The sequence below is a fragment of the Gottfriedia acidiceleris genome (assembly GCF_023115465.1).
GTDB classification, from domain to species: Bacteria; Bacillota; Bacilli; order Bacillales; family Bacillaceae_G; genus Gottfriedia; species Gottfriedia acidiceleris_B.
Genome location: NZ_CP096034.1, coordinates 4,175,038 through 4,201,051, shown reverse-complemented (window position 1 = coordinate 4,201,051; position 26,014 = coordinate 4,175,038). Strand labels below are relative to the sequence as shown.

The 26,014-nt window shown below is 34.4% G+C and carries 9 protein-coding genes; 5 read left to right on the top strand and 4 right to left on the bottom strand.

The genetic code is table 11. The features are described 5' to 3' along the window. The first annotated feature begins 45 nt into the window (after positions 1 to 45). Positions 46 to 8,160 (top strand): InlB B-repeat-containing protein, encoded by an 8,115-nt coding sequence (locus MY490_RS19865; RefSeq protein WP_282439820.1) that lies wholly within the window; start codon positions 46 to 48, stop codon positions 8,158 to 8,160. A 530-nt stretch (positions 8,161 to 8,690) separates the two neighbouring features. On the opposite strand, the gene MY490_RS19860 is transcribed toward MY490_RS19865, so the two are convergent. Then, positions 8,691 to 9,644 (bottom strand): helix-turn-helix domain-containing protein, encoded by a 954-nt coding sequence (locus MY490_RS19860; RefSeq protein WP_248267195.1) that lies wholly within the window; start codon positions 9,642 to 9,644, stop codon positions 8,691 to 8,693. 299 nt (positions 9,645 to 9,943) lie between these two features. Between MY490_RS19860 and MY490_RS19855 the strand changes: the two genes are divergently transcribed. From MY490_RS19855 to MY490_RS22210, 4 genes are all read left to right on the top strand, one after another. Then, positions 9,944 to 10,873 (top strand): LysR family transcriptional regulator, encoded by a 930-nt coding sequence (locus tag MY490_RS19855; protein ID WP_248267194.1) that lies wholly within the window; start codon positions 9,944 to 9,946, stop codon positions 10,871 to 10,873. Positions 10,874 to 10,939: 66 nt separating this feature from the next. Further along, positions 10,940 to 11,866 carry a LysR family transcriptional regulator gene (locus MY490_RS19850; RefSeq protein WP_248267193.1) on the top strand — a complete coding sequence of 309 codons (927 nt, stop codon included), beginning with the start codon at positions 10,940 to 10,942 and terminating at the stop codon, positions 11,864 to 11,866. A gap of 82 nt (positions 11,867 to 11,948) precedes the next feature. Beyond that, positions 11,949 to 12,851, top strand: a complete 903-nt coding sequence (locus tag MY490_RS19845; protein WP_248267192.1) for a LysR family transcriptional regulator — start codon at positions 11,949 to 11,951, stop codon at positions 12,849 to 12,851. Between the two features lie 966 nt (positions 12,852 to 13,817). Continuing rightward, positions 13,818 to 21,818: an InlB B-repeat-containing protein gene (locus MY490_RS22210; RefSeq protein ID WP_282439819.1), complete on the top strand. Its 8,001-nt coding sequence runs from the start codon at positions 13,818 to 13,820 to the stop codon at positions 21,816 to 21,818. Positions 21,819 to 22,653: 835 nt separating this feature from the next. On the opposite strand, the gene MY490_RS19825 is transcribed toward MY490_RS22210, so the two are convergent. The 3 genes from MY490_RS19825 to MY490_RS19815 form a co-directional block, all read right to left on the bottom strand. Then, positions 22,654 to 23,286 (bottom strand): YcnI family copper-binding membrane protein, encoded by a 633-nt coding sequence (locus MY490_RS19825; protein ID WP_248267191.1) that lies wholly within the window; start codon positions 23,284 to 23,286, stop codon positions 22,654 to 22,656. A 29-nt stretch (positions 23,287 to 23,315) separates the two neighbouring features. Continuing rightward, on the bottom strand, positions 23,316 to 24,956 hold the full coding sequence (locus tag MY490_RS19820; protein ID WP_248267190.1) for a copper resistance protein CopC: 1,641 nt from the start codon (positions 24,954 to 24,956) through the stop codon (positions 23,316 to 23,318). A gap of 205 nt (positions 24,957 to 25,161) precedes the next feature. Further along, positions 25,162 to 26,013: a hypothetical protein gene (locus tag MY490_RS19815; RefSeq protein ID WP_248267189.1), complete on the bottom strand. Its 852-nt coding sequence runs from the start codon at positions 26,011 to 26,013 to the stop codon at positions 25,162 to 25,164. Position 26,014 lies beyond the last annotated feature (1 nt).

The following is a 26,014-nucleotide window of genomic DNA, read 5'->3' as shown; positions in this document are numbered from 1 at the left end:
TATTTTAAATACTTAATTAGATACTGCTAAAATGGGGGGAGTAGCATGAAAAAAAGACAAAAGAAACGAACAATTTCGGCTTTTGCGTTAAGTAGCGTAATGCTGCTAAATATGGTCTTACCACAAAGTGCCATTCTTGCGCACGCAGAGTCGAATGTTGATCAGAAAAATCCATCTGATGGAAAATTTACAGCAGATGAAGTGAATCGCATTTTGGCTGGATTAACACCTGAGCAAAAAGTAAGCATCAATAAGCTGACCGGTGCGGATAACACACAAAAAATACACGTAGATCAGAAGGACTTAAAAAGCGGGAAAAATATTGACATAATCGTACAATTTAAAGTAGATCCAGCAAAGATTAAAATGATAAAGCAATCACTTGAAAAAGGAAGCGCAAGTGCACAGACATTTGCTGCTGATTACACAGAAGCAAAACAAAAGGTTGAAGATGCACATGCGAAATTTAAAGCGTTTGTCAAGACTCAACCGGGTAAGCAAATCACTGGTGGAAAAGAAGTTTCAGCGGATATCCATATCACAAGAGAATTCACGGATTCATTTAACGGGGTTGCATTATCGGTTCCACCAGGTATGGTTGAAACGATTGCCAGCCAGGCTGATGTCGCTTCTGTATGGTCAGTGGTCCAATACGAAGCAGAAGAAGGAACACCTTCAGCAGGAGAAACAACGACTGCGATTGGAAAACCAACTGCAGGACTTTCATTAATGGGAGTCGATAAACTACAAGCAGAAGGCCATACAGGAAAATTTCAATCAGGCCCTCGTAAAGGTCAACGTGTTAAAGTTGGAGTTCTTGACACAGGAATTGATTACAACCATCCTGATTTATATAAAGTAACACACGATGCGGATGGTCATTTATATGAAGGGCACGACTTTATTAACACGAAAGTTGATGCAGATGGAAACGAGATCCAAGTAGATGATCATGACCCGATGGAAACCATCTATCCGGATTGGGAAGCCGCAAGAGAAAATTCGCCTGAAAGTGTATCTTCTAATTACAAAGATTATATTACGAAGCACGGTACACACGTATCAGGTACGATTGCAGCTAATACGACAAATAATAATGACGTATTTTCAGCGAATGGTGTTGCACCAGATGTTGAACTTCACGGCTACCGAGTACTCGGCCCGGGTGGACATGGATCTACTTACTCAATACTAAGTGGAATTGACCAAGCAGTGAAAGATAAAATGGATGTTGTGAATCTGTCATTAGGTGCAAATATTAATGACCCATTTTATCCAACGAGTATCGCGATCAACAATGCAACCTTACAAGGTGTTGTTTGTTCAGTCTCTGCAGGAAATTCAGGACCAGGTGTTGCGACCCTTGGGTCACCAGGGGCTTCACCACTTGCCATTACGGTAGGCGCAAGTACCGTTCCAGAACAAATTCCTGTGCAAACCGTAAAATTCGGTAATACGCCTTATCAAGCACGTTTATTCGGAAAACATTTTGCAGACGCTGATGATGCGTTAAAAGGATTGTCGATTCCAATCATCGATGTTGGTCTAGGAAGCAAAGATGATTATGCAGGAAGAGACATGAGTGGAAAAATCGCCCTTGTGAAACGCGGAGTCGATTTTTTAACTCAAAAAATGGCCTATGCAAAAGAATCTGGGGCAAAAGGGATGATTATTTGGGATAACCAGGCTGATGAAGAATCACAAGGTTATATTCCAAACTTCTTAGGGATTAGCAGTGACAATATATATGCTATTTCTATTACACAAGCACAAGGTGAAGCACTTGTGAACGCAATCAAAGACAATCCTCAAAACGCCAGAATTACGTTTCCATTGACACTTGATGCCCCACTAAACAAACCGGCTGATCAATTGGCGTCGTTCAGTTCAACAGGACCCGTAAAAGATTGGAGCATCAAACCAGACGTCATTGCACCAGGTGTTGATATTTTCTCAACCGTTCCATACGATGCATGGGAATTAAATAGCAATAAAGAATATAAATATTCATATGAATCGATGTCAGGTACATCAATGGCTGCACCTCATGTAACAGGGATTTCAGCGCTTGTATTAGCTGCACATCCGGATTACACACCAGCCGATGTCAAAACTGCATTAATGAATACATCAAAAGATGTGAACACGGATTCAAAAACATACAGCGTTTACCAAGTTGGTGCAGGACGTGTTGATCCAGTTCGTGCAATTCAATCGAACATCAAAATCCAAGTAATAGATAAAGCAACAAGTGTTACAAATATTGACGGTCAAGATCAGTATACGCCAATCGATAACACGACAGGTAGTTTCTCGTTTGGTTTTAATGGACGCGGAGAAGGAGCGAAACTTGGCTCTGATGATGTTGTCAAATCAAAAGACTTCACGATTACAAACCAAGGTTCAACAAGTAAAACGTTCAAACTAAGTTCAAAGTTCATCACAACAAAATTTGCGGGTTCAAATCAAGTTGGACAAGGTACCGGAAATAATGTGAAAATCGACTTTTCAACTGGTGATACAAATGTAACGTCTTTAAGTGTGGACGGAAGCAGCTCTGTAAAAGCAAAAGCGACGATTACTGTGCCAGCAAATGCATTAGACGGTACTTATGAAGGGTATGTAAATGTTGTGGATGCAAATGATGCCAACGAATCATACCGCATTCCGTTTACAATCACCGTTGCTGAAAAAGGACTTGCATTTAATGTAGACATCAAAGCGATGACAATGTCAGAACGTTATACAGGAAACTATAACCCAAATGGTTCACAACCTGGTTCAGGATATAAGTTTTCTGTTAATAGTTCAATGGATACTGCCTATGTTCTATTGAAAGATAAAGATGGAAACTATATCGGAGTCGTAAATAATCTTAGCAATATCAGTGGGGCTGTTCCAGGAGTGATTTATGGTCCTATACAAATGCTTGTTAATGGACTCTATTTACCATTTACAAAACCATATAATGGCTCACTTGATCAAGCTGGAATCGGGAAAACGCCGGCAGTGCTAAAAGAAGGTACCTATACAGTTGAGATGATCGCAACTGACAAGTATGGGAAAAAATTCACAAAAGAAGACACTCTTTATGTAGACTACAAAGCACCTAACTTAACGATGGATAGTGATTCGCAGCCGGGTATTTATGAAATCGACCCAACAGGATACAATCCAGGACAAGAAGTGAAGAAGATTTATGGGACCGTTTATGACTCGAATATCGATGTCATGAAAAACAATGGCGAAACAACTTTAAGAGATTTTGATACGGGTAACCCTGCACCTGTTAATCAAGGACAGAACAAAGTGTATGGTTATCAAGATGGTCCATTTGTCACACAAATTTTTAAAACGGATGGAAATGGTCGTTTTAGTTTCGGCTTAGAGCCTGACGACATTAAAGCAAGTGGAATGAAGTATGTGATCTATCCTTCAGACTATTCTGGAGCAGGTGATTGGTATACAACGAAGAAAAAGTATTGCTTCATCAAAAAAGGTTCGCCGTATGTAACCGTCACAACTTCTGGAGGCGTAGACCCAGCACTAGAAAGCAAAGGGAATGTGGTCGTTGAACCGAATAAACCATTTAAAGTATCACTAGCGACGAAAAATGGACTTGGAATGACTGGCGGTACCTTTACACTAGAAGCTGACCATATACTTGACTTTTCAAACATTAAGCTTTCAGACGAATATAGTAACTATTTAAGAAGTAAAGGTATTACACCTACACTAACAGTTGGTCAACCTTATTTAGATAAACGCACAGGCAGAAATTCAATCGATGTAACCATTTCTGGCGTTTCTGAAGCAGGTGCGCTGACGAAAGACATTCAAGACATGAAGATTTTAGAAGCAAATTTGACTTACACAGATACAAGTGCATTTGTTGGCCCAATTGACGAAAGTTTCGCTGTCGAAAAATCGAGCTTTACATTGGATGGAAATGAGACAGTCGTTCCGGCTTTCTTAACGAATATGCCACTTGTCAAACAACCGATCTCACAAGTGACGGGCGGTCTGTTTGCGGAAAGCTTCAAAGCAAACAATTTAAGCGGAAGTTTTACGAATATTACGAAGGATTCAGGTGCGACTGTTACGGCAAAAGATGCCGATGGTAATACGTATGTAACGGATAACACAAGCAACGCAAACACCGTTCAAATCGGAAATCAAACGTCAGGTTCGTATTCCATTACTATAAAAGCAAGCGACAAGCCGTATTCAATTGAAACGAATATGCCAGGTCATTTTAAAGGATATCAAACAACGCCAGTCATTGGATCCGACAAATTCGGATATCAATCAGGCTCATACTTTGATTTTGCATCGATGAACACACCACTTTTACTAGGTGGAGATGTAAATGGCGATAATGTCATTGATATGAAGGATTTAGTTTCAGAAATTCAAGCATATGCTGATTTCGATTTTCTAAAAGGTGTATCAGCGCCTTCTAAGGAAAAAGCGGAATTCTTTACAAATTCTACTGCTCATCGAAATAATGACATTAGCTATGCTTTCTCAGGACTAAATGGATTAGGCAGTTACTCTTTCAGTAATATTGATTACAATGATTTTTACTATATCTTGAAAAACTTTGGTCAGAAAAATCAAAGTGCGATTGATGCAGGTAAGGTCGTCCCAGAACCACAACTTACTTTGACAGACAATCTATCGATTTCATCAAATAGAGGAACATATACTGCTTCTTCTTATGATTCGAAAGTTAAAACCTATAACTTATCTGCTGGTAATGGTCTAAAAGAAGTCATGGCAATGCTAAATTTTGCAGGTCCAACTCAAAAAACATCCGTAACGCAATTACCAACTTTCCAAGACTTGAAAAATGGTTCATCAGTTTCGTTGATTCCAACGAGCAATGTCATGTTAGATGATGTTGTATGGCGAAAAGCGATTACAAAGGTTGAATTAGGACAAGGCGGTAATTTCACTGACGTAACGAATGCAGTTGTACCAAATACAACCGTTCCAGCTGCATCGATTACACCCGGATACGTCAAGAATGACCCGATACAAGGGATCGTATATGTACCAGCTACACTAGCATTACATGGTTCATTATTTAATACGACTGGTACGTACACGGTTCGTATCACGGCTACTGGCTATCAACCAGTCACGAATAGCTTTACAATTGCATCAGTGCCAATTCCAACGCCTACCATTCCAATGGTCACTGATCCAGCAAAAGCGCATATCGGAAACGATATCACGTTTAACTATACATTTGCTGATGACACAAATTGGCGAAATGGCATCAATAAAATCGTTGTAAAAACAGCAAATTTTACAACAGGCTTAGATATTACGAATCTAAAAGATGGAAATGGGGATACCTATTTCGACATTTCACAACCAGGTAAAATTACATTTAAAGCCGATTTATTTAAAACAAATGCAACAATTGATCCGAATGTCAATACGTCGTATAATGCAGCGATTAATCCGGGTGGAACGAACTATTTACCTCAATTGTATAAATTCGAGATCAATTCAACTGGTTTAGATGGAACCATTTATCCGACAGTAACGATTGGTGCAGATGGCACGAGTGCGGCTCAACCAATTGGATATGGCATTACGTTTGACTCAAAAGGTGGAAGCGGGATAAATCCAATTTCATTCGGCTTTAAACCAAGCAACTCTCGATATAATGGAGGACAGTTTATTTTCAATAGTACCTCCGCAAATCGAAGTACGCCACTTTCTGTCAAACCTGGCTATAATTTTGTTGGTTGGTATAATGTTGATCCAGTGACGGGTGCATTAACAACACCTTGGGTTGAATATAATAACTATAAGTCAGATATAAAAGTTGCTGCAAAATGGCAAGTGAATTACACGCAAAACTATTCACCTGTTGATTTATCGAAACCAGATGGTGAAAATTTAGGTGGTACAGTACTTGGTGAAGGTCCAGTTACGATTAAAATCCCAGACTATACAACGAATACACCATGGTTAAAGACAAAGAATGATATCGCAAAAATTGACGCAACGTACAGAAAAATGAAAGCAGATGGTACGTTTGAAACAACAGACAGTACGTATACGTTAGATCCAAGTACGTATAACTTAGTCGATAATGGTGACGGTAGTGGTACGTTAACGTTTAAAACAGCGACAGAAACATATGCAACTGGCCACCCGAGTGAAAAGTTTGCATTTAGTCAAGCACCAAGTTCAACTGGTTACCAATTGACACTAACGTCAACAACTGGGGAAACCGTACAAATTCCAAGTGTGAAGCTTGGTTATCGCCGACACATTGATTTAAATGGAGGCACATTAAATTCACCAGGTGATACATTCTTCGGTGACAAACTAGTCAACGGAAAAGCATTGGGTATTGACATGTTGGTAGCAGCAACAAAAGTAAAAAATGGCACTCTTTCAATGATGCCAACCCTTTATTATGATGCTGCCGGAACAAGCGGACAAGATGTACCAATTTCAACAGGAACTGGTAAAGTATTGAAAAACAACGAAACATACTATATCGCTTGGATGAAAACACCGCCTCAAGTCACAAAAGATGTCGTAGGAAATATTGTTGGAAGTGATATTACGATTGCCTTTACAGATGACGGAACTTGGCGAAATAATATCAAGAAAGTAAGTATTGGTTCAAAAGTACTAAATGCGGGTACTGATTATAAAATAACGTATGATACAGTCACACATAAAGGTTCAATTACACTTGATAAATCATTATTTACAGCAGGACAAAAAATCAATGTAAACATTTCGTCAGAAGGGTACTTGGATGCGATTGTTACAGACCAAGTCATTGGTTACACAGTCACATTTGAAACAAACGGAGGCGATGCAATCGAACCGCAAATCGTCGAATCACGTGTTGCAATGCCAACGGAACCAACAAAAGTTGGATACAAATTTATGGGATGGTACAGTGACGAAGCGTTAACGACACCTTTTGATTTCACAAGCGTTGTCACAAAACCTATTAAATTGTATGCAAAATATGCCTTAGAAACATCGATTGTATCAGCTGATACAACTGATAATGCGTTAGGAAATGAGATCACACTCGAATTTAGCGACAGAGATTGGGCAAATGCGATTACGAGTATCAAAGTAGCTGGCTCAGTTATTGATGCAACAAAATACAAAATCGATGCAATACATGGCACACTGACAATTGATCAAAGTGTATTCAAAAAAACAGGTGACTTTATCATCAACATTAGCGCAAAAGAATATGCAGATGTGACAGTGACGCAAAAAATCGCAAACGGAATTAACATTCACTTTGTGCTAAAAGGTGAAACAGCTCCATTTGAAGTAAATGACCAAATTGTCGTACGTCGTATTACAGAACCAACCGTACACGGATACGATTTAAAATGGTTCGCAGATGAAGATTGCACAATCCCTTGGGATTTCACAAATTCAATTTACTCTGCAAAAACAATTTACGGAACATGGTCACTTCATAAGTTTAACGTTATTTTTGATAAACAAGATGGTAGCTTAGTTGAAAGCAAGGCGGCAGAATATAAAACAACAATTACAGCACCAACAACTCCAACAAGAACTGGTTATACATTTGTTGGCTGGTATAAAGATTCAGCAGGACAAACTGCTTGGAATTTTGCAACTGATAAAGTAACAGAAGATACTGTTTTATATGCGAAATGGAGCATAAATAAGTACTCTGTTAAATTTGATAGCCAAGGTGGTAGTACAGTAGATGAGATTACAGCAAACTATAACACTACAATTGCAAAACCATCTTTCCCAACAAAAACTGGTTATACATTTATTGGTTGGTATAAAGATGCTGCAGGCCAAGTGGTATGGAATTTTGAAACTGATAAAGTGACAAGTAATGTAACGCTTTACGCAAAATGGTTACTAAATGGACCAGTTATTAATCCAATAGATGAAAATGATACAAAGGTTTCAGGAACTACGTTAGCAAATGCGACGATCACTATAAAAATCGGTAGTGATGTAATTGCAACTGGACAAGCTGATTCTAAAGGATTATTTAGTCTGAAGATTAAACATCTAAAAGCAAATACAGAGTTATCAGCATTTGCTATAGATGCAGCTGGTAATCAAAGTGCTATTACAACAGTAAAAATTTTAGATAAGAAAGCATCATAGATTATAAGTTTTATCTAAAAAATAAAGAAGTTCAAATAAAGGTATAGCTGAAGCAAACACGACGATTTACGCGAAATGGGAAAATCAACATCAAAAACAGGTTCATATTCTCACCTAAGCGACGTAAAAACGACATCTTACACAAATAATGGATTAAGTAAAGGTAAAACTTACTATTACAAAGTTCGTTCTTTCAAAATTGTTGGATCGAAAAAAATCTATAGCGACTGGTCGAGAATTACAGCGATTAAACTATAAATGTTTAAATAAAATTAGTACAAATTATTTTAAGTAAAATCAAAAAGGGTGCTAATCAGAGGCAATTGATTAAACACCCTTTTTGTAAAAAATTAGATTAACCTTTTTTAAAATAGAAACTTTCCCTTAAATTAAATAAAAAAACCGTTCGTAAATGAGTAATGCACCTCCAATTGTTAGTTGTGTCTTACAATTTAGGTACATTACAATAATACGAGTGGTTTTATTTTTTTTGATATAATCTTTTTCTAACAAAATTTAAATTTATTTGTTTATAAATTTAAAACCAAATCACTATCGAATGAACTTCGTACGTAGCCTTCTAATGACAAGATGTATTGGAGAGACTGTGGATTCGCTTCATTGAGTATCATTGACTCTGAATAATATTTTTTTGCTTGTTCGTAATTTTTTCTACAGAAGTATTCATAAGCAAGATAATAATATATTTTTGATTTTCTGTCTGGTGAATTACATAAATTACAACTATTAATTAAATTTTTATAGCGGTTAATAATCTCATCACCAACAGCATCTTTGACTTGAATGATCATTAATAATTCAGCATCAATTGCTCTTGGGTAGTTGTTCATTTGTTGAAAGTATTGTTGTGCTTTTTCAGCATAATAATAGGCTAAAATATTAGAGTCGATTTCATTATAAGCAACTGCTAAGTGATAAAAATATTCGGGATTTTTATAAACATCATTTTGAATTGATGTTAATAATTGAATTGCATTCGGATAATCTTTATTTGTTAAAGATTGAATTCCTAAAATATGCTTTAACATATTAACTTCATAAGGAGATAATTTGTGCTCTATTTTTTGAATTTTTTTGATGATATTAGTTGCCTCTTCTAAATTATTATTTAGTAATAGGATTCTAATTTGTAGTAATTGATAAAAATATTTATAAGGTGAAATTGTTATTAATTCAAACTTCTCAAGCTCTTCTTTTGCTGTATTGATATCGTCAAATACTTGCATGATGATGGCATCATGTAATTGGTCTAAGGATGTTTTTAATTTATTTAATTTAGTAACTTCTAATTCTAAATCTACACCTAATCGTTCGGTTAATTTTTTTATTATTTCAATAGAATGATTTGCTTGGTTGTTTTCGATTCTACAAATTTGTGCTCTAGAGCATATTTCATGGCCTAACTGATCTTGGGTTATATTGTATTTTTCACGGTAAAACTTAATAATTTTCCCTTCATACATAATTTATTCTCCTTTATCTATTAGTACCAGTATTCAATTAATATGATTAGTACTCATTATTTTCTGTCATATCACTATATTAATTTTATAGTATTTAACAAAATATTAACATTTAGAATAACTTAGAGTTTTAGGAAGTAATGCTTAGAATGAATTTAATTAAATGCGGAAAAAAATGAATAAGGAACCTTTGGGGAGAAATTAATTTTAATTAGAAAATTTAAAAATAGAGACAATATGAAGAAGAAGTATTTATTGAACTTTTTATTTAAAAATAAAATTATTTGCGGAGGTAAAATATGAATTTTGAACAAATGGAGCATATTGTCACTGTCGCAAATGAAATGTCTATTACTAAGGCTGCTGACAAACTATTTATATCAACATCAGGATTGAGTCAATCTATTACTCAACTGGAAAATAAGCTTGATATTAAAATTTTTAACCGATCAAAAAAAAGCATTACGCCAACTTTTGAAGGTAAAATAGTTATTTCGGCTGCAAATACTATCATAAATGCCATAAATGAAATGAATAAAGAGATTAACCAAAATAAGAAAGAAAAGCATTTAAAAATTACTACAACTATTGGTTTATTTTACATACTTCAAGAGATAATTCTGAAATATAATTTATTAAATAAAGATATTTCTTTTAACTTAGTTGAACAAGATGTATCAGATATTTTAAATAGTTTCATGAAGGAAGATTACGACTTTGCAATTTTATCAGCTTCGATTGATACGCTAAAAAAGCTAAAAAATATTGCCTATCAACATATTTATACAGCTCATTTTTGTATTGGTGTTGGAGTAAAATCACCATTATATTCTTATGATTATGTAACGCCGAACGATATAAAAGATGAGACTATTTTATGGTATAACCTTAAGGATTATAAAGTAACTACAAAAATGCTAAACATTAATAATCCGAGTAAAAAGATAATACGTACTAATAGAAGGGGATTACTATTAGAGCTGGTAAAAGAAAGTGATGCAATTTTAATAATTCCAAATATAGCAGCCTTGCATTTTGATTTGGTAATAAATGAAGAGATTAAAATCATTCCAATTAAGGAAAATGATAAATTTTTTGAACTGAATTTTTGGCTTATCTATTTCAAAACAAAAGGGTTAACGAAAGTAGCTACAGAATTTATTAATGATTTTTTAGAGTATAAAGATCAATATATAGGAAGTAAACAAGGAAAAGAATACAAAGAATAAAAGGAAGTTAACTAAAATTTTTAGTTTTCTTGTTACGACTAAAATAAATTCCGGGGATGAGGGAATATGAATTTTGAACAAATGGAACATATTGTAATTGTCGCAGATGAAAGATCGATTACAAAAGCAGCAGAAAAGCTGCATATTTCTACTTCTGGCCTTAGTCAATCTATTACTAAATTAGAAAATGAACTAGGTATTGAAATTTTTAATCGTTCAAAAAAGATAATTACTCCAACCTTTGATGGTGAAAAAGTTATTTCAACAGCTACTTTAATAATAAATACTATAAAAGATATGAATAATGAGATTGATATATACAAAAGTAAAAATGTGAATAATTTGAAAATCCTTACTACTACTACTGGTTTAGATTATCTACTTGAGGAAACAATCATAAACTATAAATTAAAAAATAAAAACATTTATTTTGACATCACTAAGAAGGACGTTAAAGAAATAATTAAAAATTTTTTAGAAAATAATTATGACTTTGCATTTTTATATACTTCTTTAGAAAGCTTAATTAATCTGAAAAATATAGGCTATAAACATATACATAGATCTCCTTTATGTGTTGGTGTTGGGAAAAAATCGCCTTTTTATTCACTTGAGTATATAAATCCATCTGACCTGAAAAATGCTAAAATATTATGGTATAAAAGCTCAAATTTTAATTTAGTTTCAAATGCGTTTAACCTAACGCCAGATCAAATGTTTATTAATGCAAATAATGTAAGTTTACTTTTAGAGATGGCAAAAGAGAGTGATGCAATTTTTTTTGCGCCGGAGATTGTGTTTATAAATTTTGATGTAGTAAAAAATGGAGATATAAAATTGATACCAATTAAAGAAAATAATCAATTTTTCAATATAGATTATTGGCTTATTTATTTTGAAAATAAAGGTTTGTCTAATTTAGCCGAAGATTTAATTGAAAATTTTTTAGAGTATTTAGATAACGTTGTTAAGAGAAAAGATAATATTAATTGAGTGTTAACTTCTTTTTATTTGTTTTAAAAATTTATTTTTGATATTCTTATCATTTCTTAAAATTATTTGCGGAGGAAAAAATATGAATTTTGATCAAATGGAGCATATAGTCACTGTCGCAAATGAAAAGTCGATTACAAAAGCAGCAGATAAATTATATATTTCTACATCAGGACTAAGTCAATCTATTACACAGTTAGAAATGGAACTTGGAATTAAAATTTTTAATCGTTCAAAAAAGAATATTACTCCAACGTTTGAAGGAGAAATAGTTATATCAACCGCAAGTACTATTCTTAAAAATATAAACGAAATGAATAATAAACTGAGCTATTATAAAAATGATAACGAATTACATTTGAAAATATACATAGCGCCCACCTTTTTTTATCCACTTCAAGAAATTATGGTAAAGTTTCACTTAGAAAAAAAAGATCTAACTTTTGAATTAGTAGAAAAAAATCCTTTTAAGATTCTTGAGAATTTCAATAAGGAAAATTATGATTTTGCTCTCATTCCTGCAGCCCTTGAGGATTTAAAAAAAGTACAAAATATTTCATTTAAACATATTTATAGAGGTCATATATGCATTGCTGTAGGGAAGAACTCGCCTTTTTATTCACGTGACTTTGTAACCCTAAAAGATATAAAAAATAGTAAATTTGTACTTTTAGAAACTGCTGATAAAAACCAGTTATTGAAGTTTACTAAGATTAATCCTGAGCAAGTGATCATGAGTTCATCTAGGTCTAATATTCTTCTTAAAATAGTAAAACAGAGTGATGCAATTTTATATGTTCACGATTTTACACTTAAGAATTTTCCAATGGTATTGAGTGGAGATTTGAAAATTATTCCATTGATGGATGATGAGAAATTAATTGAACTGGATTTTTGGATAATATATTTAGAATCAAAAGGTTTATCGAATTTGTCTAATGAGTTTCTTGAAGATTTTATAGAACATTTTAAAAAATATATTTAATAAATAATCGTAAGTAACTGAACAGAAATAATGTCATTTGACACGTCAATAACAATAAATTTAACGAAGAAAGTTGTAAAGAAGGTTTTGGTTAAAAAATTCATAATGTGTCATATTAGAACTGGTGTATTTTACCCAGTTTTTTTATGTAGCAAAAAGAGGGAGAGTTGGTGAAAAGGTTTTCTATTTGTCAAATTCTACTCCACATTTGGATTTTTGGTTAGCCTCATAAAAAACCCCACAAAACTATTTTGTAAACTAAAGTTGTTAACAACGTAATCCATATCCATTTTGTCCACGACCATCGGAGTTCAAATCAGACCTAATTGGCTCGTACCCCAATAAGTTTGTAAAATTAATGCATCTAAAATATCAATAACGTTATCTTTATCGTTTATTGTCTTTGATTTAATAGATTGGAAGAACTTCTATTAAATTTGCTGTACATCCTAAGGTTTCTAGCCTTGAAACTGAATAGTAGATTCTTGTCACGGTTTATCAAATATTCTTTAGCCTATACCAATGTGCATTTCTAATCAAATCAAAAGGCAGTATGTAATCTTCACCATCTCATATGTAAAGATTCTGTAAAAGAAATATTTGGGAATTTTATATAAGTTTATGAAATTTTCAAAAAATATAATAAAAATTCCCCAATTTTAACAAGTTTAGTCTTAGGATTAAGAATCTACAAAATTATTTAATGTTTAAGGTATTTAGAACAGAAAGTAATTGAAGAAACGACATATTTTGGCAAGAAATTATTAAGTAGCTATTCTTCATATAAAAACCAGCATGTTTTAGGCATTAAAAATAGGTAGTTTTCTTCGACAATCACTGACACAAAGTTGCAAATTCCCCAATACGAAGAAGTTTTTAGTAATGTATTATTGCACTGTAGATTAATCTATTTTCTAAATATTTTTAATAGTTAATCGATAAACATCTAATGGTGGGGGGAAAAACATGAAAAAGAGACAAAAGAAACGAACGTTATCTGCTGTTGCTTTAAGTAGTGCCATGTTACTAAATGTCACATTACCACAAAGTGCAATTCTTGCACATGCTGAGTCAAATGCCAATCAGAAAAGTGGCTCGTCTGATGGGAAATTTACAGCAGATGAAGTGAACCACATATTGGCTGGATTGACACCAGAGCAAAAAGTAAATATTAATAAGCTTACTGGGGCAGATAATGCTCAGAAAATTCATGTGGACAAAAAGGATTTAACTGGTTCAAAAAAGATTAATGTAATTGTTCAATTTAAAGAAGATCCAGCAAAGATTCAAATCATAAAGCAATCACTAGCAAAAGGAAGAGCAACTGCAAATAGTCAAGCATTTGCAAGTGAATATTCTGATGCACAAAAAAAGGTGTCAGATTCTCATGCTAAATTTAAAAGCTTTGTGAATGGACAGCCTAAGACGCAAATCATTGGCGGAAAATCTGTTAATACTTCGATGGGGATTACGCGTGAATACACAGATGCATTTAATGGAGTAGCATTATCACTACCTGCAAATCAAGTAGAAAAACTTGCTGAAAATCCAGATGTTGCATCTATTTGGTCTCAAGTAGAATATTCTGTTCCAGAAGATAACGCTTCACAAGCTGTCGCGACAAGTCGATCTGCTGGGAAGCCAACAACGGGGCTTTCTTATTTAGGGATTGATAAACTGCAAGCTGAAGGTAATACAGGGATCATTAAATCAGGTCCACGTGCAGGACAAAAGGTTAAGGTTGGTGTATTAGACACTGGTATTGATTACAACCACCCAGATTTGAAGGGTGTTTATAAAGGTGGACATGACTTAGTTAATAATGAAGGATTAGATGCAAATGGTAACGTTAAATACGTAGACGACCATGATCCAATGGAAACAACTTATGAGGATTGGGTAGCCGATCGGGCGGATCCTGATGTAATCTCTGGGACACCTCCTGCAGATTATAAGCCATATATTACATCTCATGGAACTCACGTTGCAGGAACGATTGCAGCGAATACGACGAATAATAATGATGTATATTCGGCAAATGGGGTAGCTCCAGATGTAGACCTTTATAGCTATCGTGTACTAGGACCGGGTGGACATGGTACGTCAGATTCTGTAATAAATGGTATTGACCAAGCAGTAAAAGATCACATGGATGTGATTAATCTTTCTCTTGGTGCAAATATTAATGACCCATATTATCCAACTAGTATCGCCATTAATAATGCTACTTTAGCAGGTGTTGTGTGTGATGTTGCAGCAGGTAATGCTGGTCCTGGGCAAGCTACAGTTGGTGCACCAGGAACTTCAGCATTAGCAATTACTGTTGGCGCAAGTACGATACCTGAACAAATTGCAACAATGACAATTAAGAATGGTTCAGTTTCTTATAAAACACGTTTATTCGGTAAAGACTTTTCACAATCAGACGATGCTTATAAAGGGCAAACACTACCAATCGTTGATGTAGGTTTAGGAAGTGCGGCAGATTATAGTGGAATTGATGTGAAAGGTAAACTTGTTCTAGTAAAACGTGGCGGAGAATACTTACAGACAAAAATGGCAAATGCTAAAAATGCCGGAGCTGCAGGTATGATTATCTGGGATAATACGGATGATCCAGATAGCCAAGGATATATACCTAACTTCTTAGGTGTCAGTATGGATAATGTTTACTCAGTTTCATTGACACAATCACAAGGACAAGCTCTATCAGATGCGATTAAAAAAGATCCAAAATCAGCTAACATTACATTCCCTTCTACACTCGATACACCAATTAGTAAGAGTGGAGATGAGTTGGCAAGCTTTAGCTCAACAGGTCCAGTTAAAGATTGGACAATTAAGCCTGATGTTGTAGCTCCTGGTGTTGATATTTCTTCAACAGCTCCATACGATATTTGGGAGCCACAAAACGATAAAACTCATGATTATAAACTTGCGTATCAGATTATGTCTGGTACTTCAATGGCAACACCACATGTTGCTGGGATCTCAGCTTTAGTCTTAGCTGCACATCCAGATTATACACCTGCAGATGTTAAAACGGCATTAATGAATACAGCAAAGAGTATTAACACAGATTCAAAGACTTATAGCGTATATCAAGTAGGTGCGGGACGTGTTGATCCGGCTCGTGCAATCGCTGCAGATGTTAAAATTCAAGTTTTAGATAAAGCAGTTACGTTTGATAATCTTTCAGATGGATCAACAGCTCATGAAGTTGATAACCTGACTGGGAGCATGTTCTTTGGTTTTAAAGGTAGAGGAGAAGGTGCAACGAACGGTTCAGATGATGTGGTTTCTTCAAAAGATTTTAATGTTTCCAATCTAGGAACTGGCAGTAAAACATTTAATGTAAGTACTGCATTTATTTCATCAAAATTTGCTGGATCAAATAAAGTGGGTCCTGGCACAGGAAATGATGTGAAAATCGATTTTTCTGTCGATGGGAAAAACGTGAACGCTATTAATGTAGGCGGAGGAAGCACTGTTAAAGCAACGGCAAAAATTACAGTTCCGTCAAATTCATTAGATGGCACTTACGAGGGGTATATTAATCTAGTAAACGCTGCTGATCCATCCGAGACTTATCGTGTTCCGTTTACGATTACAGTTGCGGAAAAAGGAATTAATAAATTCCAAGTAGCGATAAAAGCGGCGTCAGAAGGAAATCTTTCAGCTTATTATTTATCGGTAAATAACGAAATGGAAAGCTACTATGTTGCCATAAAAGACAAGGACGGAAAATATATAGGTTTAGCCAATAGGTTATCAAACGGTAGTAATTTGATCCCGGGTGTTCAATATGGCCCACTTATTACACTTTTTAATGGATTGTATCTTCCATTTACAAAGGCATACGATGGAACGTATGATCAGTCTGGTATCTCAAACTCAGTGCAAGTTCTAAAAGAAGGTGCTTACTCACTGGAGTTGATCGCAACTGGTAAAGATGGAAAACGTTACACAGCGGAAGATACGGTCTATGTTGACGGTACACCACCAACAATGAAGATGGATCAAGACTCCAATGGTGGAATTTATGAAATTGACCCGACAGGATACTTGCCTGGACAAGAAATCAAAGGATTCCGTGGTACAGTTTATGACTCAAATATAGACGTAATGAAAAATAATGGAGAAACGTCTGTGCCAAGCCCTAAGGATGGCGTAACGCCAGTTCCAGTTGATCAAGCTTTGAACAGTGTTATAGGTTATCAAGATAGTTCGTTCCCAACAGTTTACTTTGATACTGATGCGAAAGGTCGCTTCCATTTTGGGGTGACTGCTGAGGATGTAGCAAATAAAATGGGTAGTGAATTTTATATTGAGCCTCAGGATTATTCAGGTGAAAGTGATGGAACTGTAAACGGACAGACTTATTTTTTCATTAAAAAGGGAAATCCGTATGTCACGTTAACTTCATCTAATGGAGTAGACGCAGGACCAGGTAACGAAGATAAAGTAGTCGTTGATAATAATAAACCATTCAAAATGACAATGACAACAAAGTATGGAGTAGGAATGACCGGCGGTAAATTTTTGCTGAATAGTAACAATGTCTATGAATTCAGTAATATTCGCCTTACGGATGAGTATAAAAATTACTTAATCAGTAAAGGTATTGATCCGACTAAAGTTCTTACGGTAGGTCAACCTTATAAACATCCAACTTATGGAATTGGCTTAACAACAGATTTGACGATTTCAAATATAGGTACAGTGGGTGCACTTGATCATGATATGCCGATTATAGAAGCAGATGTGACCTATAACAGTCCTGATCCAATAACAGGGCAATTCGAATATCAATTACTACAAGCGAATTTAACTTTGTCAGGTGAAGATACAAGAGTCCCTTGGTTCCCAACAAATGTACCTTATGTAAGACAGAATATCTCTGTACTTAGAGGTCAAGTGGCAGCGGAATCTTTCGCAAGAAATAATGTAAATAACCAATATCCTCAATTCACGGTTGATTCTGGTGCGAAGGTAACTGCAACTGATGATAAAGGTAAAAAATTTACAACGGACCAACCAACATCATTTAATAATACAATGGCTTATACATTTATAAACCCTTATTATGCTCTGACAATGGATGTTAGTGACAAGCCGTATTCTGTCGAAGCAAGTGTACCAGGACACTTTAAAGGATATGAAAAAACACCTGTAATTGGTGAAAACAAATTTGGTTATCAATCAGGTACTGTAAAAGATCTTCGAGGTCTATTCCCGATCCTTTTAGGTGGAGATGTTAATGGTGACAACGTAATCGACATGAAAGATTTGATGAAGGAAATCGATGTATATTATCAATATAAAAACCTAAATAATTTTAATAATCCGGCAAATAATGCAGCAAACAAAACGGCATTCTTAAACACGAACCGTGATGAAGATATTTATTGGATTAAGCCAACAGGATTTGGTTACGGTATTGATTACAACGACTTCTATTTTATCTTTAAAAACTTTGGTAAGCAAAATCAAAGTGCAATTGATGCAGGTTTAACTGTTCCAACTGCACAATTAACTGTAGATCAAGATAAAACATTTACAACAGACTATGCAGGCTCAATCACTTTAAATGCAGGTGATACGGTACAGCAAGTCATTCAAAAGCTTAATTTTACAGCTCCAGCACAAACAATTTCATCAACACCAAAGTTACAAGACTTGCAAAATGGGGCAACAATCTCGATGTCACCTACAAGCACGGTGATTGTTGATGATGTAGTATGGAGAAAATCAATTACAAAAATTATGCTAGGTTCAACGGATGTAACGAATTTAGTAACAATTAACCCAGCATATCTGTATTATGATGCAAATGGTGTACAGCAAACTATGCCATCAAAAATTACGTTCCCAGGTTCTTTATTCCCGACGGCAACGAATTACACAATTACAGTGAAGGCGACAGGATACCAAGATGTTACTAAACCTCTTACAGTATCAGCAGTACCAATTCCGACGCCATCAATTCCAATTATCACAGACCCAACGTTAGCGCATATCGGGAAGGACTTAACATTAACTTTCAAAGAAGATGCGAACTGGAGAAATGGAATCAATAAGGTGATTGTAACAACTGGCAATGGTAAGAGCATGGATATTAGTAATTTAATCAATCCAGATACAAATCAAAAATATTATGACATTAGTAAACCAGGTCAAATTACGTTCAATGCGAAAACATTTATGACAGATTCGACTCTCGATCCGAAAAATACTTCAACCTATGGTGCAGCGACTGTCAACCCTGGTGGAAAAAATTATTTGCCACAACTATACAGATTGACAATTGGCTCAATAGGTGCAGATGGTACGAATTATCCAGATGTCATCGGAGGTTTTGATCCAACTTACACTGCTCAACAACCAGTAGGCTACAGTATTACGTTTAACAGCCAAGGCGGGTCAACGATAAACCCGATGACAGTGGGATACAGAGCGAATGCAAGTAGATCAAATGGTCCGGATAGTAATTTAATCTCATACAACACTCCTGCACCAACTAAACCTGGTTATAAATTCCTTGGTTGGTATAATGAGCCAGAAGGTATAACACAGTGGAATACAGAAACTGTTTTAACCCAGGACACAACCGTTTATGCAAAATGGCAAATGAATACGACTCAAAGTTATTCACCAGTTGATAAAGCGAACCCGAATGGATTAAAATTTGACGGAAGTAACGGTGCTGTAAGTGGAATAGGATGGGTGCTTGGAGAAGGCGATTTAAAAATCAATATTCCAGACTATTTAACGAATGTTTCTTGGTTAACTAGTAAAGATAAAATTGCAAAAATTGAAGCGAAATTCTATCAGATGAAGAGCGATGGTTCAACTGAAACGACACCAACACAGTATACATTAGACCCAAGTACTTATAGCTTGTCGTCTAACGGAAGTAATGGAGTTCTATCCTTTACAACAGCTACACATGATCAAGCTGTTAAAGCAGGTCAAAACAATTTAGGTGAAAAGTTTGCATTCAGTGAAATGCCAACGCTTGGAAATGCTGGTGCGATCAAAGGGTATAATTTAACTGTAACATCGACAACAGGCGAAATTGTCACAATACCAAGTATACAACTTGGATATAGACGTCATATTGATTTAAACGGTGGTACATTAAAGAATGCAACTGACACATATTTTGCCGATAGTTTAATCAATGCAAAAACAAATGCGCTAAATATGAATGCAGCTTCAACACGTGTAACAAATGGAAATTTAACGATCAGCCCAGACCTATATTTGGATGCAGCTAATTCAATTGATAAGAAGTCAGATATTACGACAAATGGTAAAGTGCTAACAGATAATTCTACTTTCTATTTATGTTGGATGAAAGTACCACCAACGGTAAATAAAGATGTTGCTGGAAATACTGTAGGCAGTGATATAACATTACCATTTACTGATGATGGCACATGGAAAAATAATATTAAAGCTGTACAAATCGGCGCTAAAACATTAGATCTAAATAAGGATTACACAATCTCAAATAATAATATTACACTTAAAGCAAATCTGTTCGCAGTTGGACAAAAGTTCAATGTAACGATTGTTTCAGAAGGGTATAAAGATGTTACAGTGACTGATCAAGTTGTCGGTTATACGGTAACTTTTGTATCAAATGGTGGAGATCCAGTTCCAGCTCAAATCGTAGACAGAAATGCGATAAAACCAGTTGATCCAACAAAAGTTGGCTACAAGTTCTATGGTTGGTATACAGATCAAAATTTAACAATGCCATATGATTTTGATACGATTGTAACAAAACCAATCACACTTTATGCGAAATATGCATTAGTTGGTTCTGTTGTGACAGCAGATACAACGGATAATGTACTAGGGAACGATATGGTGTTAGAGTTCAGTGATAATGAATGGGCAACTGTGATTACAGGCATTAAACTAAACGGTAGTGCGGTAGATGGATCGAAATACAATGTAGATAAAGTTAACCGTACGATTACCCTAGATAAGAGCTTGTTCACAAGAACGAGGGATTATACGATTACGATAAATGCTACTGACTATGCTGATGTGACAGTAGTTCAAAAAGTAGGAAATGGATATAATGTGCATTTCGTCCTTCCAGGTGATGCACCAACTGAAGTAAAAGATGGAACAAAAGATCAGATTGTAGCACGCAGAATAACAGCACCAACTGTATATGGTTATGATTTAACTTGGTTCGCAGATGAAGCACGTACAATTCCTTGGGATTTCACAAGCTCAATCTATTCAGAAAAAACACTTTATGGAAAATGGTCACTTCATAAGTTTAACGTTATTTTCGATAAACAAGATGGTAGCTTAGTACAAAGCAAGACGGCAGAATATAAAACAACAATTTCATCACCAACAGCTCCAACAAGAACTGGTTATACATTTGTTGGCTGGTATAAAGATGCAGCAGGACAAACTGCTTGGAATTTTGCAACTGATAAAGTAACAGAAGATACAGTTTTATATGCGAAATGGAGCATAAATAAGTACTCAGTTAAATTTGATAGCCAAGGTGGAAGTACAGTAGCTGAACTTACAGCAAACTATAACACTACAATTGCAATGCCATCTTTCCCAACAAAAACTGGTTATACATTTATTGGTTGGTATAAAGATGCTGCAGGTCAAGTGGCATGGAATTTTGCAACTGATAAAGTGACAAGTAATGTAACACTTTATGCAAAATGGTTACTAAATGGACCAGTTATTAATCCAATAGATGAAAATGATACAAAGATTACAGGAACGACGTTAGCAAATGCAAAGATCACGATAAAAGTCGGTAGTGATGTAATTGCAACAGGACAAGCTGATTCTAAAGGATTATTTAGTCTGAAGATTAAACAACTAAAAGCAAATACAGTGTTATCTGCATATGCTATAGATGCAGCTGGAAACCAAGGTGCTATTACAACAGTCAAAGTTTCATCTAAAAAGTAAAGAAGTGTAAACAAGGTTCAGCTGAATCAAACACAACAATTTACGCGAAATGGGTAGCAATTCCTGCTAAAACATCAAATGCTAAATTAACGAAAGCTGGAAAAAACTTGGTCAAAAGTATCAGGTGCAACTAGATATGAAATTGTTAAATCAACATCAAAAACAAGATCATATTCTCACCTAACTAGCGTGACAACAACTAATTACATGAACAAAGGATTAAGTAAAGGCAAAACTTATTATTAAAAAATCCGTTCTTACAAAATTGTTGGAACACAAAAAATTCAGGTGAGTGGACAAGCGTAATGTCTATCAAACTATAAAAAGTGAAATAACAAGCGGTACAAATTACTCTCAACCAAAAAGGGTGCTTATGATTAATCACCCTTTTTGGAAAAGTAAAATGATAAGAGCATCTTTTTTCAATTAAAAACTTTCCCTTAAAAATATTTAAAGACAAGAATATGATTCAATCTATTCTTGTCTTATTTTTTAATTTTAATAAAATTTCTCTGTTTTATAGATAATAAGCAGATTTATATCAAGTTTTTAATCTATAGAGCATATTTTCTTGTTTATAATTTGAAATGATCTTTTATTGTACAATTTTTAAGTCATGTATGGGTAATTATATTTGCGATTCTTTGGAATTTTAATTGCAGTTTTGCTAAATTTATTTGCATTGAGAGATTCATTATTTGCCATTCTATAAGACTTATTTGCAGATGAGATTTTTCGTTTAGTCTTTCAAATCTCACTTCATAATAAAAAAAGAGGGTGCCAGTAAGACTTTTAAGGCAACCTCTATTTATGATTTAGTCTATATAACTTATTCTTATTTCTTCTTAAGAATAGCGATCAGTAAAGCGATTACCGAAAGGACAGCTGCCCCAATTGACATCACCAAAGATGTATTACTTGAAGTTGATTTCTCAGTATCTTCCTTAACAGTTGTATCTTTTGTTGTTTTAGCAGGTACTTCTTTTACGGTTATGTCTTTTACGATATTCGTAATCGAGTGAGGAGCTTCTGATTTTTCGTCACCAGTCCACTCAACAATACTGCCATCTTTATAATATTGATATGCATCCCAAGCTCCGTTTACTTCAGCGTCTGGGTTTTTGGCCATAAATACGAATTGTTGAAATTGTCCGGCTTGAATCCCCTCATTTTCTGCACTCCAAGTAACAGATGTAACAACACCGTTTGCATCTTTTGTTTCGCTAAATTTCCATCCTAGGACAGGTTGATATGAAACAAATTCAAATTTTGAAGGAATTTTAAGTGTAACTTTTGTTGTTGGTATTTCTTTTTCAGATGGTACTTTCATTGTGTATGTTTCCCAAGCACCAGGAGTTGAAATTTTAGGATTAACTACAACATGCGCGCTCGCAATCCCAGTAAAGAACATTGTCATCGCGAATGCTGAAGCGATTATTTTAGTCGTTTTTGAAAAGAATTTTCTCATTTTAGTTGGTCTCCTTTATATGTGATAAATCATTTACTACCTACAATATAGTTAAAATCTACATCTACAGAATCGAGGGAATTCGTTAAAATGTGGACTTTTAAATCCCAATGCCCTGCCATATCAGTATAAAATCCTTGTGTTTCATAAACACCTGCCGAAGTTTTCTTAACTTGAGTAGTGTTATTTCCCATATTCATGTCAGTGTTTTTAAAGGTAAGCGTAACTTGTTGAATAGTAGTCACGGGCTTATTATTTTTATCTCGTATATTAATTTTAAATTTGTTTTTACCGACTATGTTTGGGGTAGTGTTTAATGTAACTGAATAACCTTTATTTTGCTTTGTGTTACTAAAAGGACCAGGTGATTCCATTGCAGTTGGTAGGTTTGTTAATAAGGATGTTAGGATTAGTACGATTACTCCTATACATATTTCAAAGAAAACAGACTTTCCTAATTTATTTTTTCTGCGTTTACCTTTGATAAAATGATTCAATCCTAAAAGTAGCATGACTAGAAATAAGATAACTTTTCCGCATAAAACCTTACCATAGGTTGTATGTAATAAAGAGTAAAAGTTAGGTATATACTTTAAACTTGCATAAATACCAGTTGCCATTAGTAAAACGACTGATAATGTTGCCCAACTAGAATATCGTTGGATCATTTTCCAGTAATCCCCATTCGCTTCATGTTTCTGATGCGTTTTTGGGAGTATATAGCTTATGCCTATTAATCCTCCTAGCCAAATTGAAACAGCGAGTAAATGAATACTATCAAAGAAAATAGGTAAAAATTCATTTTCCATTGATGCATGCCCAATAAAAGCTTTTGAGATTAGTAAGAAAATGCCAATTAATAAAGCACTTAACCACCAATAGAAAGAACTTTTTTGTTCACTTTTCCAAGCTATATACAGTGAATTAGCTAGAACGATCAGTACTAGAAGCTGGATTACCCATACACTTCCGAATTTTGTACTGTTTATTGTTTCCAATAGCAAATTTTTGTGAAAAATACTTTGCCATGAACCATTTGTATAGTTTTTTGTTTCAACTAAAAGGCTTAAAAGAACACTAAATAAAGTTCCAAAATAGAAGATTAAAAATAATACTTTAGCATTTTTAAAAGTAATCGTTCTATTTTCCTGATCGCTTTTGTATATAAATAAACAAAAAAATAAAAGTCCAACAAATAAAAGTAAACTCATATATTCAATCCAGTAGGTTCCCATTAATTCTGTGCTTGATATGGATTGGGTTCCTTTATTCGAGAGTGTTGATGAACTATCAACTTTTCCTACTCTGAATGGAATTACACCATTTACTGAATGGCCATCACTAGAAATTACCTTCCAAACAATATGATAATTTCCATCTGGTAAATTAGGTTTTAAGCTGCCTTCTAAAATTGAATGATTTTGCTTATTTAGATTGTCATTTCGCAAATCAACTCGTTTCCCAACCTCATCTAAGACTTGTAAAGAATGAAATGCAGACTGCACTGATTCATCAAATTGTATTTGAATTCGTTGAGGAGATTTTGTAAAAACTTCATTCTCTTTAGGTGTAGATTTGATGATATAGGCATGTGCTAAAGCTAATGACGGAAAAAAAGCGGTAGCAATCAATAATATTAAGAAAGAAAACCCCATAATTCGGATTTTCATTTTTTTACATCACCTCATCTCTACTGGAGTAAATTGAAAATAAAACAACTTCTAAATTCTAAATTAAATTTGTGATAGAAATGTGATAAATTATAAAATTTTATTAGGATTAGATAGTAAGATTATTCAACGGTGTATTACTCTTTATACAAAAAAGAATCCACAAGTAAAACTAATTACTTGTGGATTTTTCTTCATTCATTATTTATTTAACAGTCAACTTACCAACAGATTTAGATGGCTCAAAAGAGATGTTATATTCTCCTTTTAATGGATTATTTAATAGGAGAATATTTTTTCCGGTTTTCAATGGAATGTTAATACCTAAGTCTGAAGAGGCCAATCTTGCATTGCCCCCGGCATCTGGATCCACATCAACAATAATTTTAGTCATTGTCGCAGGTTTAAAAATGGTATTTTTCGGATTAAAACCTGATGGTGTTACGTGAATTGTTGCGTATTGAAGGTCATTTTGATCATCTTGTTTTGCAGCTTGCTTTTGTGGTTGCCCAATTACACCAACTTTTACTTTATTCATATTAACGGTAAATATGATGACAAATATAAGTAGGATTGATGTTAATACGACAGTACTGTTTGTTGATTTGACATGATTTCTCTTATTCTTATTTTTTTGATTTAAATTTGAAACTAGCTTACGATCAACGAAAAATAATAATAGATAAATAAAAATAATAAACAGAATATCCACAATTACAATTGTTTTACTTGAAATGAATGTCATATAACCAATGACAAACCCGATAAACGATCCGAGTAGAGATGCTAACGTTTCTGTAACGCTTTTATCAATTAGTTTCTTCGAAAGAACAAAAATTAAAATGACTAACAAAAGGTTCAAAATGAAAGCTAATAATACATTATAATTTGTAGTTAACATGATTAAGAAACTAATTGTAGCCGAGGATACACCGACCAATAAAGAGATCATTGATTTTAAAGTACTAGGAAATCTCTCTTTATTTCGATAAAAATGATTAAAGCTATAACACGTAAGGAGGAGTACTAAGAAAAGACTTCCATACTTCAATACCATA